We start from the raw sequence: 15,186 nt of genomic DNA, 5'->3' as shown, positions 1-15,186 counted from the left end.
TCTGAGCTTCGCCGCGGGGCTCGGTAAAACGCTGCGAAGCCTTCCATTATATGCACGGCCTGCAGATACGCGCCAGATGGGCGCTGCCGCGGTTAGCATTGCCCCATGTTCAGCTACCGCCATGCCTTCCACGCCGGCAACCATGCCGACGTGCTCAAACACACGGTGCTGATCGCCGTGCTCGACTACCTGCTGGAGAAGGACACGGCCCTCACGATGGTCGACACCCATGCCGGCGCCGGCCTGTATCGCCTGGACGGCGACTATGCAGGCAAGAGCGGCGAAGCCGCCGAAGGCGTGCTGAGGCTGGCCGAGGCGGCCGCTGCATCCGACACCCCCCTGCCCGACGCGCTGGCCCGTTACATGACCCTGGTGCGTGAGTTCAACCGCGGCGAGGCGCTGCGCGTGTACCCGGGTTCGCCCTTCGTCGCCCATCAGCTGCTGCGCGAACACGACCGCCTCAAGCTCTACGAGCTGCATCCCACCGACGCCAAAACGCTTTCCGGCAACGTGGCCCAGCTCGACGCGGGCCGCCGCATCGCCGTGCTGCGCGAGGACGGCTTCGGCAGCGCCACCAAGTTCCTGCCGCCGCCCTCGCGCCGCGCACTCGTGCTCACCGATCCGAGCTACGAAATGAAGACCGACTATGGCCGCACCGCCGCCTACGTGGGCGAGGCGCTCAAGCGCTTCGCCACGGGCGTCTACGCCGTCTGGTATCCGATCATTCCCCGGCCGGAGGCGCACGAACTGCCCCGCCGGCTCAAGACCTTGGCGACCAAGGCCGGCAAGCCCTGGCTCAACGCCAGCCTCACGGTCAAGTCCAGCCGCATGGCCGCCGCGCTACCGGGCGAAACCAGCCGCCGGCCTGGCCTGCCCGCCAGCGGCATGTTCATCATCAATCCGCCGCACACCCTGGCCGCGCGGTTGCGGCCCAGCCTGGCCCGCATGGCGCAGGTGCTGGCGCAGGACGCCAACGCCGCCTTCACGCTGGAGCACGGCGGCTGATCCACCGCGGCAGCCGGGTGGGTTTCGTCCACGATGGCCGCCGCCCACACCTCAGCGCCGGCGCTTCACCCCCCGGGCCGGCGCACGACGCGCTGGAGCGGGACGCGGCACCGCCGCCACGTTGATGGGCGCCAGGCCACCTTCGACCCGCTCGCCCGCGCAGCGCCCGCCCTCGTCCGGGATCACCGTCAACGACACCTGCTTGAAGCCGATGGTGGTCAGCTGGATCTGCTCGGCCGCCGCCTGGCTCAGGTCGATGATGCGGCCCGGCGTGAACGGCCCCCGGTCGTTGATGTAGACCAGCACTTCGCGCCCATTCACCAGGCTGCGCACGCACACCTTGGTGCCGAAAGGCAGCGTCTTGTGGGCCGCGGTGAAGCTGGTCATGTCGAACAGCTCGCCGCTGGCGGTGCGCCGGCGGTGGAACTGCACGCCGTACCAGGAGCCCCCGCCCCGCTCGAATTCCTCGACCTGCAGGTCGTCGGGCGGACCGTCCGGCGTCTCGCCCAGGTCGGGAAAGATCTGGACCACGCGCGAACGCGGCGCCTCGGCGGCGGCCGGCGGTTGCCGTTCCAATGGCCGAAGCTTCGGGCGGACGGCGGCGGTCTCGGGCGGCGCCGTGCCACCCGCCCCGGCGTCCGGCGTCGTCGGCAGCGGCGCACAGGCCACGGCCAGCAGCGTCGCGAGTGCCGCACATGCGGCCCGCGCCGTTGCCCAGACGCTCATTCGCCCAGGCCCAGCCGGTCCAGCAGCGCCAAGGCGGGCGCGGCCTGGTTCATCGTGTAGAAGTGCAGCGCCGGTGCGCCGCCGGCCACGAGGCGCTCGCACAGGGCCGCGACCACGTCGAGGCCGAAGGCCTTGATCGAAGCCGTGTCGTCGCCGAAGGACTGCAGCCGCAGCCGCACCCAGCGCGGGATCTCCGCGCCGCAGGCATCCGAGAAGCGCATCAGCTGCGTCGAGCTGGTGATGGGCATGATGCCCGGCACGATCGGCACGTCTGCACCGGCCGCGCGGGCCTCGTCGACGAAGCGGAAGTAGGCCTCGGGCGTGAAGAAGTACTGCGTGATGGCCGAATCGGCGCCCGCACGCACCTTGGTCGCGAAGGCCTGCATGTCGGCCTGGGGCGAGCGGGCCTGCGGATGCACCTCGGGATAGCAGGCCACCTCGAGATGGAAATCGCGGCCGGTCTCCGCACGGATGAAGGCCACCAGGTCGCTCGCGTACTGGAACTCGCCACCGATGCCGTAGCCGCTGGGCAGATCGCCGCGCAGCGCCACCAGGCGGCGCACGCCCATGGCCTTGAGCTGATGCAGTTGATCGCGCACCGTCTCGCGCGTGGCGCCGATGCACGAGAAGTGCGAGGCGGCGTCGGTGCCTTCTTCCAGGATCTCCTTCACGGTGGCAAAGGTGCCCGCCTGCGTGGAACCGCCGGCGCCATAGGTCACCGAGCAGAACTGCGGCGCGCGGGCACGCAGCTGCGCCCGCACGGCCCGCAGCTTGACCGCGCCTTCGGGCGTCTTGGGCGGGAAGAACTCGAAACTGATCGGCAGCGCCATGGGGAACCCTTTTCTTGTCGTTAGTTGTCGTGCGCGGCCGCCGAAGGCGCCGCGTGGATGAAGAACTCGCGATTGCCGTCGCCGCCGGCGATGGGGCTGTCCAGCCATTGGAGCAGGCGCAGGCCGGCATCGGCGCAGCCCTGCCGCAGCCGGGCCTCGACCTCGGCGTACAGCGCCGGATCGCGGACGATGCCGCCCTTGCCAATCTGCGCCGGCTGCAGCTCGAACTGCGGCTTCACCAGCATCAGCAGGCGCCCCGTCGGTGCCATCAGCGGCACCAGCGCCGGCAGCACCAGCGTGAGCGAGATGAAGGACAGGTCGCCGACGACCAGCCCGAAATCTGCGCCACCCACCGGCGCGAACTGCGCGGGCTGCAGATGGCGCGCATTGACCTTCTCCAGCGTCTGCACGCGCGCATCGGCCCGCAGCCGTTCGTGCAGCTGACCATGGCCCACATCCACGCCCACCACGGCGGCGGCGCCGCGCTGGAGCAGGCAGTCGGTGAAGCCACCGGTCGACTGGCCCACGTCCAGGCAACGCAGGCCGGCGACATCCAGGCCCGCCGCATCGAGTGCGCCTTCGAGCTTCAGGCCGCCGCGCGACACATAGCGTGCCTCGGCGGCGTCGACCAGTTCGAGCTCGGCCGTGGGCGGCACGTCGTCGCCATTCTTGGCGACCGCACGCCAGGGCTGGCTGGCGTGCAACCGCCAGTGCAGGCCACCCGCGATCAGGCGCGCCGCCTGCGAGCGGGAAGCAGCCAGGCCGCGTTCGACGAGCAGCTGGTCAGCGCGCATGGGAGAAGACGGGAGCAGGCCGGCTCGCCCCGTGCGAGGCGCCGCGGCCACCGGCTCCGGCGCACCGCCTGCGCGCGCCCTGCACGGGCGCCCAAGGCGGCGGCACGAAGCCCGGCGGGTGCTCAGTAGCGGTAGGTGTCGGGCTTGTAGGGCCCGGTCTTGGCCACGCCGATGTAGGCGGCCTGCGCGTCGGTCAGCTCGGTGAGCTGGGCGCCGACCTTCTTCAGGTGCAGGCGTGCGACCTTCTCGTCCAGCACCTTGGGCAGCACGTAGACCTTGCCGGCCTCGTAGGCATCGGGCTTGGTGAACAGCTCGATCTGCGCGATGGTCTGGTTGGCGAAGGAGGACGACATCACGAAGCTGGGATGGCCCGTGGCGCAGCCCAGGTTGACCAGGCGGCCCTTGGCCAGCAGCGTGATGCGCTTGCCATCCGGGAAGATCACGTGATCGACCTGGGGCTTGACCTCTTCCCACTGGTACTTCTCGATCGACGCGACATCGATCTCGTTGTCGAAGTGGCCGATGTTGCAGACGATGGATTCGTTCTTCATCGCCAGCATGTGCTCGTGGCGGATGACGTCCTTGTTGCCGGTGGTGGTCACGAAGATGTCGGCCTTGTCGGCGGCGTACTCCATGGTCACGACCTTGAAGCCTTCCATGGCGGCCTGCAGGGCGTTGATGGGGTCGATCTCGGTCACCCACACCTGGGCGCGCAGCGCGGCGAGGGCCTGGGCGCAGCCCTTGCCCACGTCGCCGTAGCCAGCCACCACGGCGACCTTGCCGGCGATCATCACGTCGGTGGCGCGCTTGATGCCGTCCACCAGCGATTCACGGCAGCCGTAGAGGTTGTCGAACTTGCTCTTGGTGACCGAGTCGTTCACGTTGATCGCGCGGAACAACAGCGTGCCCTTGGCGGACATCTCGTTCAGGCGGTGCACGCCGGTCGTGGTCTCTTCGGTCACGCCGATGATCTCGGCCGACTTGCGGGTGTACCAGGTCGGGTCTTGCGCGATCTTGGCCTTGATGGCGGCGAAAAGGATGCGCTCTTCTTCGCTCGACGGGTTGGCCACCACCGACAGGTCTTTCTCGGCGCGCTGGCCCAGGTGCATCAGCAGCGTGGCGTCGCCGCCGTCGTCCAGGATCATGTTGGGACCTTCGCCCTTCGAGCCCTTGGGGCCAAAGTCGAAGATGCGGTGGGTGTAGTCCCAGTAGTCCTCCAGCGACTCGCCCTTGACGGCGAACACCGGCGTGCCACCCGCGGCGATGGCGGCAGCGGCATGGTCCTGCGTCGAGAAGATGTTGCACGAGGCCCAGCGCACATCGGCGCCCAGGGCCTTGAGGGTCTCGATCAGCACCGCCGTCTGGATGGTCATGTGCAGCGAACCGGTGATGCGGGCGCCCTTGAGGGGCTGCGCTGCCGCGAATTCCTCGCGGATGGCCATCAGACCGGGCATCTCGGTCTCGGCAATCTTGATTTCCTTGCGGCCCCAGTCGGCCAGCGAGATGTCGGCGATCGCCAGGTCGGCGGACGGGTCGGCTTTGAGAACGGCGCTCATGCAATGCTCCAGAACACGGGTTTCGGGTTTCCGCTGCGCGTTGGGGGAGATGAAGACTCACCGCGGCACGGGCGGGTGAGCGTGGTTGCGTGTGGATTCCGAGCCTCACGCCTGACGGCGCTGCAACGCTCCTCGGTTGGCCGCGGATTCTACAAAAGCGGCGATCCACCCTGGCCCTGCACGGCCACGGCCAGCGCCTCCGCCGACCAGGCGACCACCTCGATGGGCTCGCGGCGGCCCCGCACGTCGATGCGCCGCATTTCCCCGGCCGCCGGCGACAGGCCCGCATGCCGCACCGCGAAGCGCGAGGCCACCAGCGCCGCGCCGGCCGCCTTGGTCTGCTCCTGCAACCGGCTGGCGGTGTTCACGACCTCGCCCACGGCGGTGAAGCTCTGCACGTCCAGGTGGCCGACCTCGCCCACGGCGGCCGTGCCGGCATGCAGGCCCATGCCGAAATCGAGGGGCTGGCCGAATTCGCGCTCGAAGTCGGTGCTCCACGCGCGCAACCGGGCGCTGATGAGCGCCGCCGCGCGGAAGGCCCGCCGGCAGGCGAGATCCAGGCCTTCCTCCAGGCCGAAGAGGGCCATCACGCTGTCGCCGATGAACTGGTTGGGCACGCCGCCCGCCTCCCGCACGGCCCGGCCGACCAGCGCGAAGTAGCGGTCGAGCACGTAGACGAGGTCGAAGGGCCACTGGCGCTCGGCCAGGCCGGACCAGCGGCGCAGGTCGACGAAGAGCACGGCCACCTCCCGCTCGCCGTCCAGCCGCGGACGGTGGCCTTCGGCGGCCCCGCCGGCGCCCAGCAGCGGGGAGACCTCCAGGTCGCCCGTCGGCCTCAATTGGCAGGCGAGCCTGACCTGGGCGCCGGCACGCACGCGGGCCAGCGTGCGCTGCTCGTCGGGGCCGGGCGGCGGGCAGTGCCCGGCAGGGCCCGCCACCCGCACGCGGCAGGTGGAACAGCGCGCCCGGCCGCCGCACAGCGACAGGTGGGCAATGCCATGGGCCCGGCTGGCCTCCAGCACGCTCCAGCCGACGGGCACCTGCACGCTGCGATCCGGATAGCGCAGCGTCAGCATGCGTGCGCCGGAGAGCCGGTGCAGGCGCCCTCGGGCCAGCCGCGCGAGCAGGCACGCCGCCAGCAGCGTCACGTAGAGGTCCTGGCCATGCTCGGCGAGCATGCCCAGCCGGTGACCCTGGACGGCGTCGGGCGCGGTCACCAGCCCTGGCGCAAACTGCCACTCCCGCCCCATGGCCACGAAACCCAGCGCCGCCAACGTGGGCAGCAACACGGCCGCCGCGAGCAGCAGCGGCTGCGCCCGCCGCCAGCGCGAATTTGCCCGCAGGGCGAAGTGCAGGCCCATGCAGCCGTGCGTCCAGGCCGTGGCCAGGGCGATGATCTGGAAGATCCCGCCGGCCGATCCCCACAGGCCGTCGACCACCCGCGCATAGCTGCCGTTCAATCCGAACAAGGTGTAGCCGCCGCGCATGGACGCCAGGTGCGAGGCCAGCAGCAGCGGCAAGGCGAAACCCAGCACGATGCGCAGCCCCTGCGACGGCGGCATGCGCAGGCTGCGCCGCTCCCACAGCGCCACGAAGGCGAGGGCCAGGTGGACGGCGACCGCGCCATAGAGCAGCAGCGTGCCCGGCCAGGAATGCCAGATGGCGCGAAGCGGCCCCAGCGCCCCTTCGGCCACCCCGAGCGAGACCAGCCCCAGCGCATGGTTGAGCAGGTGCAGCGTCACGTAGGCCATCAGCACCAGGCCGCTGGCCCAGCGCAGATCGCGGCGCGAACGCAAGGAGAAGGGGGCGGGGGCGGCCGGTGCGGCGACCGGCGGAGGCGGGCTCATGGGCGGCTGAGCATAATCGCGCGCCCATGAGCGACCGGCCTTCCAGTCTTGCGCTTCGGCGCTTTGCCCTCTTCGACGACCTGCCCCCGGCACGCCTGGACGCACTGGCGGGCCGCTGCGCCTGGCGCCGGGTGGCCGCGGGCCAGCCCCTGCTGCTGCGGCGCCAGCGGCGCGCCGACGTCTACCTGGTGATCGACGGCGCCGTGCGCGTGACCACCTACGGCGCCAACGGCCGGCAGGTCACCTTCCGCGATCTGGGCGCCGGCGAAATCGTCGGCGACCTCGCCGCGCTGGACGGCCAACCCCGCTCGGCGGATGTGATGACGGTGGAAGACAGCCTGGTGGCAGTGCTGGACCGTGAGGCCTTCCTGGACCTGCTGCAGCAGGAACCGGCTGTGGCCCGGCGCCAGATGCAGCGCCTGACGACGCTGGTGCGCCAGTTGTCGGAGCGGGTGATCGAGTTGAGCACGCTGGGCGTACAGAACCGCCTTCATGCGGAACTGCTGCGGCTGGCCCGGACCGCCAGCCCGGAGGTCACTGCCGGCGAGGTGCGGCTGGCGCCGGCACCGCGCCATGCCGAATTGGCCAGCCGCATCAGCACCAACCGAGAGCAGGTCACCCGCGAACTCAATGCGCTGGTGCGAGCCGGCCTGCTGCGCAAGGAGGGCGACGCCCTCGTCGTCACCGATGTGGCGCGCCTGGCGCGCGTGGTCGCCGAGGTGATGGGCGACGGCGGCGCCTGACGCCGCCTCGCGCCCAGTCTCAGTTCAGCCCGCGCTGCGGACCGGCGACCGCATAGCGGCCCGCGCCCAGCAGCATCACCGCCAGGGCACCGAAGAGGTACAGCCCCTGCAGTTCCAGCGCCCAGCCGCCCTGGCCAGTCAGCGAGAAGAACTGGCTGGTGTGTACCAGCAGGAAGGCCACGATCATGTTGATCACGACCACCGCCGCGGCCGGGCGCGTCCACAGGCCCAGGATCATCAGCGCCGGCGCCAGCACTTCGCCCACATAGACGAGGTAGCCGATGGCCCCGGGAAGTCCGTGGGCGGCCAGCATCTTCACGATGAAGCCCGGGCCCGTGCCCAGCTTGAAGATGCCGTGCAGCAACACCAGCACGCCGACCGCCAGGCGCAGCACCAGCTTGCCGGCATCGTCATGGGGCGGGACCAGCGCGGCGCCCGTCTCGGAGGAAGCGTAGGACATGGCGGGCCTCACAGGGGTTGTTGGGCGGTGCCGGAGGCCTGCTGACGCTGCGGCTCACGCTGCATGTTGGCGGGCAGGCGGCTGTCGACGAAGGCGCGCGGGTCCAGGTTCTGGTTGGCCGCATGGGCTGCGGCCACCGCCTCGGCCTGCACCTGGGCACGGGTGCGGGCGCTGACGAACACGGGCTGCTGGCCGAAGCTGCTGGCTTCGCCGATGGCGGCCACGTCGCCACTGCGCTCGGCGGCCACCAGTTGCTGCTGCACTTCGGCGCGCGCCAGGGTGCTGTGCACCGGCGTGCGGTTCTGCTGGATGTAGTCCTCCTGCGTTTCGGCGGAGGCGGCGCCGGCGGCCAGCGTCAGCAGGGCAGCGGCGAGAAGAGCGGTCTTGTTCATGGCGAATCCTTTCGTGCGTCGGGAGAGGGGTCGATCCCGTCGCGGCAGGTGCCACCGGATCGATGCCTTGCAGTTTCTGCCCCTCGCCGGTGCGCGGAAGTGCGTTTACGCACACGTCCGGACAAGTCGCCCCGCGCGCTCCTGCCGCGCAGGCCGTGTTGTCCCGGATTTCTGTGGATAAGTCTGGGCATATTCCTGGGAAGGCGTCGCCAAGGCCCGTTCCCTCGTGCACTTTGGACGGATTGCCTGTTTCGCAGGCACAGGGCCGGTCTGCACCTGCGCCTCCCCGGTACGAGGGCCGGCCATGCCCCGTTCCCGCCGGGCCGGCTGCAAAGCGGAATTGTCCGACGCGGTCCCCTTCGCAATGCGAGGACATTTTCCGGACTTGCATCGTTTCTGAGGCGGCTTGTCAGCCTCAACGGCCAATTGGCCGTTGAGAAACAAAGCGCGATACCATGGTTGCGAAAGGTTTCCCAACATGAGGAAAACTCTCGCCAAATGTCATTCAGGTTGTTGTTTTCAAAGGAAAAATCAAATCCTATCTTTGCTAAAAACATTTAATTACAAGTGAATGTTTTTTTCTGACCCATGAGATGCGGGACCCGTTTTTATGTCCTCCTTGAGCTCCGAAGAAATAGCGTATTACGAAAGTGTTCATTGCGATCGGCAATGGCGCCTTTTCAATCAGGCACTGGGCATGGAACTGGGCGAAGGGCTCCCGGACAGCGAATTGAAGGCGCTGTTCGCCCGTCTGGGCCGGCGGGTGGCGCAGTCGATGCCGCTGGAGCGCTGCCAGACCGTGGCCGAACTCGAGGCGGCGATGAACCGCGCCTGGGCCGACATGCGCTGGGGCTTCGTGCGCCTGCACGAGGACGAGGACCGGCTGTGGTTGCAGCACCACTGCCAACCGCTGGTGGCCAGCTTCGGCAGCGTCTCGCTGCCCTGGGCGCAGAGCTTCTTCGAAGGCGTGTACGAGGGCTGGCTCGAAGCCCAGGGCTCGCCCGCCGCGCTGGCCGTGTCGGCGCTCGTGCCCGATGCGGTCGAGCCCACCGTCAGCCCGCGCATCCATCTCCAACTCCACCGACGCGCCGATCGATGACTGCTCCCGTGCCTCCCGACGACATCGTCGGCCTGTTCCAGAAATTCGACGGCGACGCCGGCAGCTACCGCAAGTTCGCGTCGCCGGCCGCGCCCGAGCCGACGGCCGAGTGGCCCCTGCTTGCTTCGCCCCATACGGGGGCTGCGCCGTCGACGGGGACCGGCCCCGCGCAGGCGGAGCCGACCTCCCCGGCCATGCCCTCCGCGCGACTGGCGCCACTGCTTCGCCATGCGGCAGCCAGCGCAGCGGCGCCCTCGCTGCCCGTGGGCGCAGCGACCGCCGGCAACGATGCGCGCATGGCACCGCTGCAGCAGCTGTTCGAGCGGCTGGCGCAGCAGCCGCCTGCATCGTCCAGCCCGCCCGCGGTGCGGCATGGGCTGCTGCGCAGCTGGCGCCGCCAGGCCTGAGCCGCCATGGCGACCGTGCTGGCCCTGGTGGCCTCCAAGGGCGGGGTGGGCAAGACCACGCTGGCAGCCAACCTGGCCGCGGCCCTGGCACGCCAGGGCCGGCCCGTGCTGGCGCTGGACCTGGATCCACAGAACGCGCTGCGGCTGCATCTGGCGCCACAGCCCCTGCCCACCAACGGCCTGGCCGACGTGGTGCTCGGCCGCATCGGCTGGCGCCAGAGCATGATGCGCGGCCGCGGCGGCGTGGTGCTGCTGCCCTTCGGCCAGCTCGACGACGAGCAGCTCGTCGCGTTCCAGCAGTCGCTGGCCGCCCAGCCGGACTGGCTGGCGCTGGCCATCGAGGGCTGGGCCTTGCCGGCCGACGCCGTGGTGGTGGTGGACACGCCGCCCGGCCCGTCGGTCTATCTGCAGCAGGTGCTGCGCGTGGCCTCGCTCGCGCTGATGCCGCTGCTGGCGGACGCGGCCTCCTTCGCCACGCGTGAGCTGGTAGAGCGCATGGTCGACAAGTACGCCCGTGCACGCGCCGGCTTCGGCGGGCTGCTGTACCTGGTCAACCAGGTCGCGCCCGAGCGGCGGCTGGCGCGCGATGTGCTCCAGCGCCTGCGCGACGAGCTGGGCCCGCGCCTCATCGGCGAACTGCACCAGGACCAGGCCGTGAGCGAGGCCATGGCGCACATGCTCCCGGTGGCGCAGTACGCGCCGCACAGCCAGGCCGCGCACGACATCGACGAGGCGGTGCGGCGCCTGCTGCCCCACCTGGACGCCACCAGCCCCGGCCACTGGCCCGCCCAGGCGTGAGGCGTCGCTCCACGGCGCCCCCAGGCGCATCGGGAAGGCCCGCCGCATGACGCCGTCGCCGGCGCAGCCCGCCGCACAGCCGCCCGCCTGGCTGGGCCTGCTGCCCGTGCGCGTGGGCGGCTGGCTGCTGGCGCTCGTGCTGCTGGCGCTGGTGGTCATCACGCCGCTCACGCTCGGGCAGCAGCTCCTGCTGTCGGTGACGTGCTTCGTCGCCGCCCTCGTGGTCGGCCGCGCCCGCGGCCGCTTCGCCAGCCTGGTGATGATGGTGCTGTCGGTGACGGTGTCCTCCCGCTACCTCTACTGGCGCTTGACCGAGACGCTGGTGCTGCCCGGCGTGCTCGACCTGACGCTGGGCGCCGGCCTGCTGGTGGCGGAGGTGTACGCCTTCGTGGTGCTGGTGCTGGGCTATGTGCAGACGGCCTGGCCGCTGCAGCGCCGGCCGGTGCCGCTTCCTGCGGACCCGACCCAGTGGCCCACGGTGGACCTGTTCATTCCCACCTACAACGAGCCGCTGGATGTGGTGCGCAGCTCGGTGCTGGCGGCCCAGACCATCGACTGGCCGCGCGACAAGCTGCGCATCTACGTGCTGGACGATGGCCGGCGCGAGGAATTCCGCGTCTTCTGCGAAGCCGCCGGCGTGGAGCACCTCACCCGCACGGACAACCGCCATGCCAAGGCCGGCAACATCAACGCGGCCCTCAAGCGCACTCGGGGCGAGTTCATCGCCATCTTCGACTGCGACCACATCCCCACCCGCTCCTTCCTGCAGATCGCGATGGGCTGGTTCGGACGCGACCCGAAGCTGGGCATGGTGCAGTTGCCGCACTACTTCTTCTCGGCCGATCCCTTCGAGCGCAACCTGGGCACCTTCGGCACCGTGCCCAACGAGGGCGAGCTGTTCTACGGCCTGATCCAGGACGGCAACGACCTGTGGAACGCGGCGTTCTTCTGCGGCTCCTGCGCCGTGCTGCGGCGCACGATCTGCGAGGCGGTGGGCGGCATCGCCGTAGAGACGGTGACCGAGGACGCCCACACGGCACTCAAGATGCACCGTGCCGGCTACAACACGGCGTACCTGGCCCTGCCGCAGGCAGCGGGCCTGGCCACGGAGAGCCTGTCGGGCCATGTGGGCCAGCGCATCCGCTGGGCGCGGGGCATGGCGCAGATCTTCCGCACCGACAACCCGCTGCTCGGCCGGGGGTTGAACTGGGCACAGAGGCTGTGCTACCTCAATGCGATGCTGCACTTCCTGTACGGGCTGCCGCGGCTGATCTACCTGACGGCGCCGCTGGCCTACCTGCTGCTGGGTGCCAGCGTGATCCATGCGTCGGCGGCCATGATCTTCGCCTTCGCGCTGCCGCACATCCTGCATGCCAATCTCACCAACAGCCGCATCCAGGGGCGGTTCCGCTACCTGCTGTGGAACGAGGTCTACGAGGCGGTGCTGGCCTGGTACATCTTCCGTCCTACGCTGGTGGCGCTGCTCAATCCCAAGCTGGGCAGCTTCAACGTCACGGCCAAGGGCGGGCTGATCGCCGAGCGTTACTTCGATGCCCAGATCGCCAAGCCCTATCTGGTACTGCTGCTGCTGAACGTGGTGGGGCTGGGCTTCGGCGTGTGGCGGCTCGGCTGGGTGCCGGCGCACGACACGCTGACGGTCTGGCTGAACATGGCCTGGACGGTCTACAACGTGCTGATCCTGGGCGCCTGCGTGGCGGCCGCCAACGAGGCACAGCAACGGCACGAGACGCACCGCGTGCGGCTGCAGGTGGCGGCCACGCTGTACACGTCGGACGGCGTGTCGATGCGCTGCGAGACCAACGACTTCTCCCAGCAAGGCCTGGGCCTGCGCCTGCCGGAGCCGGTGGCGGCGAAGACGGATGACCGCGTGTCGGTCGCGCTGTTCGCGGGCGCGCAGGAGCATCGCTTCGACGCGGTGGTGCGCCACAACCAGAACGGGCGCATGGGCGTGCGCCTGGATGCCATGACGCTGGCGCAGGAGCGCGCCTTCGTGCAGTGCACCACCGCCCGCGCCGACCTGTGGGCGGCCCGCTGGGGCAACCATCCCCGCGCGTCCGTGTGGTCGGTCCTCGCGCACATCAGCCGGATCAGCGTCATCGGACTTCGCGACATGAGCTTCCACTACCTGCGTCAGGCGGGCCTGCGCATCGGCCCCGATCCGCGGCCCGCGGCGCGCCAGGCGGCGAAATGAACGGCATGCGCGCCGCGCCTCCCCGCCGCTCGCCGGCATCCGGCCGCCGACTGCTGCCGGCCGCGCTCGCCCTCGGCCTGCTGGCAGGCCCGGCGCCGGGCCTGAACGCGCAGCAGCCCGCGCCGACGGGCGCGGCGGCGGCGACCGTCCCGGCACCGGGCACGGCTGTGGCAGGCCCGTCCGTGCGCGAGGCCACGCTGCGCCAGCTGGGGGTGGACTACGCCATCCAGTTGCGCGGCACCAGCGGCGCCGTGGGCATTCCCTTCAGCGTGCGGGCGGACGAACTGGTCACCGGCGGCAACCTGCGGCTGAACTACACCTTCTCGCCGGCGTTGATCCCCGCGCTGTCGCACCTGAAGGTCAGCGTCAACGACGTCGTGCTGGCCACCTTGCCGGTAGACCCTGCCGCCGCGGGCCGGCCGCAGACCGCCGAGATCGCCATCGACCGCCGGCTGGTGACCGAGTTCAACCGGCTCGTCGTCGAGCTGGTCGGCCACTACACCCGCGACTGCGAGGATCCCAACCACAGCAGCCTGTGGGCCGCCATCGACAGCGGCAGCACGCTGCGGCTGTCCGTCCAGCCGCTCACGCTCGACAACGACCTGCGCCTGCTGCCGGTGCCCTTCTTCGATCGGCGCGACGTGGGCCGGCTGACGCTGCCCTTCGTGCTGCCACCTGGTGCCACACCCGAGGTGCTGGAGGCCGCGGGCATCGTCGCCTCGTGGTTCGGTGCGCTGGCAGGCTACCGCGGCGCCCGCTTTCCGGTCAGCGAGGGCGCCCTGCCGGCCGGCGGCCATGCGGTGGTTTTCGCCACGCCCCAGTCCGCGCCCGCGGGCGTGGCCGTGCCGCCCATCGACGGCCCGCAGCTCGCGGTCGTGCCGATGCCCGGCAATGCCCAGCACAAGCTGCTGCTGGTGATGGGCCGCGACGCCGCCGAGCTGCGCAGCGCCGCCTCTGCGCTGGCCGTGGGCTCACCCGCAATGGCAGGTGCCCAGGCGCGTATCGCCGGCTTCGAGCCGCCGCCTGCGCGCAAGCCCTACGACGCGCCGCGCTGGGTCCCGAGCGACCGGCCCGTGCAGCTGGGCGAACTGGCCCAGGCCCAGGACCTCAACGTCAGCGGCTATGCGCCCGACGTCATCCGCGTCAACCTGCAGCTGCCGCCGGACCTCTTCACCTGGCGCAGCCACGGCATGCCGCTGGCGCTGCATTACCGCTACACCCCGCGCGTGCGGCCGGACCAGTCCACCCTGAACATCAACATGGGGCAGAGCTTCATCGGCTCGGTGCCGCTGCGGGCCGCCAACACGCTGCACGACGCCTGGTGGAACCCCTTCGCCCTGCCGCTGCTGCCCGATGGCACCGTGGCCGAGAAGAAGACGGTGCAGGTGCCGCCCCAGCTGCTGGCCCCCAGCAGCCAGCTGCGGCTGCACTACTACTTCGAGCCCAGCGCCGGCAAGTGCCAGCCGCTGCTGGCCAATGTGCGCGGGGCCATCGATCCGGACTCCACGCTCGACCTCTCGGGCCTGCCGCACTACATCGCCATGCCCGACCTGGCGGCCTATGCCAACGCGGGCTTCCCGTTCTCGCGCCTCGCGGACCTGGCCGACACCGCGGTACTGCTGCCGCCCGCGCCCACGGCGCAGGATCTGGGCCTCTACCTGGGCCTGATGGGCCAGATCGGCCGCAGCACCGGCTACCCCGCCCTGCGGCTGCGTGTGGGCGACGCCCGCCGGGCGGCGGAGATGGCGGACAAGGACCTGCTGGTGCTCGGCGACCTGGACCGCCAACCGTTGTTCGGCGAGTGGCGCGCGCGCATGCCGCTGAGCCAGCCCGCGGCCGACACCCTGCGGCTGGAACTGCCGGACTGGCTGCGCCGCGCACTCGACATCGTGGCCGGCTCGCGCATGCGGCAGGACCTGCCCCAGGCCGCGCAGCTGGACCTGCACGGCGCCGGTCGCGAGACGGCCGTGCTCGCCGGCTTCGAGTCGCCGCTGCGGCCGGGCCGCAGCGTGGTCGCCGTGTTGGCCCAGCCGGGCCAGGGCGACAAGCTGCTGGACGCGCTCCAGACGCCCGAACTGCTGCAGCGCGTGCAGGGCAGCATGGCGGTGGTGCGCGAAGGCCGTGTGGAGAGCGTGCTCGGCGGCCAGCCCTACTACGTGGGTCGGCTGCCGCCCCTGACCTGGCTGCAGTGGCAGCTCTCGCGCAATGCCTTCATGCCCGCACTGCTGGCCCTGGCCGCGGCGGCGCTGGCAGCGGCCGTCGCCTATGCCGGGCTGCAGCAGCGCGCGCGGCGTCGGCTGGAGTGACACCCACCTTC

General features: G+C 70.7%; 14 protein-coding genes and 1 riboswitch. Of the genes, 7 read left to right on the top strand and 7 right to left on the bottom strand.

Going from position 1 to position 15,186, the window contains the following annotated elements; all coding sequences use genetic code 11:
* Positions 1–105 precede the first annotated feature (105 nt).
* Positions 106–1,005, top strand: coding sequence for a 23S rRNA (adenine(2030)-N(6))-methyltransferase RlmJ (locus DFR41_RS07590; protein ID WP_017759428.1), 900 nt, complete (start codon positions 106–108; stop codon positions 1,003–1,005).
* A 51-nt stretch (positions 1,006–1,056) separates the two neighbouring features.
* On the opposite strand, the gene DFR41_RS07585 is transcribed toward DFR41_RS07590, so the two are convergent.
* The 5 genes from DFR41_RS07585 to DFR41_RS07565 form a co-directional block, all read right to left on the bottom strand.
* A complete protein-coding gene (locus DFR41_RS07585) occupies positions 1,057–1,731 on the bottom strand; it encodes a septal ring lytic transglycosylase RlpA family protein (RefSeq protein ID WP_114802319.1) in 675 nt (224 codons plus the stop codon).
* Positions 1,728–2,561: a methylenetetrahydrofolate reductase [NAD(P)H] gene (gene metF, locus DFR41_RS07580; protein WP_114802318.1), complete on the bottom strand. Its 834-nt coding sequence runs from the start codon at positions 2,559–2,561 to the stop codon at positions 1,728–1,730. The genes DFR41_RS07585 and metF overlap by 4 nt, the downstream gene beginning before the upstream one ends.
* Positions 2,562–2,581: 20 nt before the next feature.
* Entirely contained in the window at positions 2,582–3,355 is a 774-nt protein-coding gene (locus DFR41_RS07575) for a TlyA family RNA methyltransferase (protein WP_114802317.1), read from the bottom strand.
* A 122-nt stretch (positions 3,356–3,477) separates the two neighbouring features.
* Positions 3,478–4,911, bottom strand: coding sequence for an adenosylhomocysteinase (ahcY, locus tag DFR41_RS07570; RefSeq protein ID WP_114802316.1), 1,434 nt, complete (start codon positions 4,909–4,911; stop codon positions 3,478–3,480).
* A 70-nt stretch (positions 4,912–4,981) separates the two neighbouring features.
* A riboswitch (S-adenosyl-L-homocysteine riboswitch) is annotated at positions 4,982–5,051 on the bottom strand.
* Positions 5,052–5,060: 9 nt separating this feature from the next.
* Positions 5,061–6,758, bottom strand: a complete 1,698-nt coding sequence (locus DFR41_RS07565; RefSeq protein ID WP_114802315.1) for an adenylate/guanylate cyclase domain-containing protein — start codon at positions 6,756–6,758, stop codon at positions 5,061–5,063.
* A gap of 26 nt (positions 6,759–6,784) precedes the next feature.
* Between DFR41_RS07565 and DFR41_RS07560 the strand changes: the two genes are divergently transcribed.
* Positions 6,785–7,501 carry a Crp/Fnr family transcriptional regulator gene (locus tag DFR41_RS07560; RefSeq protein ID WP_114802314.1) on the top strand — a complete coding sequence of 239 codons (717 nt, stop codon included), beginning with the start codon at positions 6,785–6,787 and terminating at the stop codon, positions 7,499–7,501.
* Between the two features lie 19 nt (positions 7,502–7,520).
* Here the strand turns inward: DFR41_RS07560 and DFR41_RS07555 are convergent, their stop codons facing one another.
* Both DFR41_RS07555 and DFR41_RS07550 read right to left on the bottom strand, forming a co-directional pair.
* Positions 7,521–7,961 (bottom strand): DoxX family protein, encoded by a 441-nt coding sequence (locus DFR41_RS07555; RefSeq protein ID WP_114802313.1) that lies wholly within the window; start codon positions 7,959–7,961, stop codon positions 7,521–7,523.
* 8 nt (positions 7,962–7,969) lie between these two features.
* On the bottom strand, positions 7,970–8,353 hold the full coding sequence (locus DFR41_RS07550) for a DUF4148 domain-containing protein (protein ID WP_114802312.1): 384 nt from the start codon (positions 8,351–8,353) through the stop codon (positions 7,970–7,972).
* Between the two features lie 610 nt (positions 8,354–8,963).
* On the opposite strand from DFR41_RS07550, the gene bcsD reads away from it, so the two are divergent.
* The 5 genes from bcsD to bcsB are packed head-to-tail and all read left to right on the top strand — an operon-like array spanning position 8,964 to position 15,175.
* Positions 8,964–9,452: a cellulose biosynthesis protein BcsD gene (gene bcsD, locus DFR41_RS07545; protein WP_043117362.1), complete on the top strand. Its 489-nt coding sequence runs from the start codon at positions 8,964–8,966 to the stop codon at positions 9,450–9,452.
* A gap of 8 nt (positions 9,453–9,460) precedes the next feature.
* A complete protein-coding gene (locus DFR41_RS07540; RefSeq protein WP_114802311.1) occupies positions 9,461–9,859 on the top strand; it encodes a hypothetical protein in 399 nt (132 codons plus the stop codon).
* A 6-nt stretch (positions 9,860–9,865) separates the two neighbouring features.
* On the top strand, positions 9,866–10,657 hold the full coding sequence (gene bcsQ, locus DFR41_RS07535; RefSeq protein WP_114802310.1) for a cellulose biosynthesis protein BcsQ: 792 nt from the start codon (positions 9,866–9,868) through the stop codon (positions 10,655–10,657).
* Between the two features lie 46 nt (positions 10,658–10,703).
* On the top strand, positions 10,704–12,869 hold the full coding sequence (bcsA, locus tag DFR41_RS07530; RefSeq protein ID WP_114802309.1) for a UDP-forming cellulose synthase catalytic subunit: 2,166 nt from the start codon (positions 10,704–10,706) through the stop codon (positions 12,867–12,869).
* Entirely contained in the window at positions 12,866–15,175 is a 2,310-nt protein-coding gene (gene bcsB, locus DFR41_RS07525) for a cellulose biosynthesis cyclic di-GMP-binding regulatory protein BcsB (protein WP_114802308.1), read from the top strand. The genes bcsA and bcsB overlap by 4 nt, the downstream gene beginning before the upstream one ends.
* Positions 15,176–15,186: the final 11 nt, after the last annotated feature.

It is taken from the genome of Pseudacidovorax intermedius (assembly GCF_003350475.1).
GTDB lineage: Bacteria > Pseudomonadota > Gammaproteobacteria > Burkholderiales > Burkholderiaceae_C > Xenophilus > Xenophilus intermedius.
This window is presented reverse-complemented; position numbering and strand designations above follow the sequence as displayed.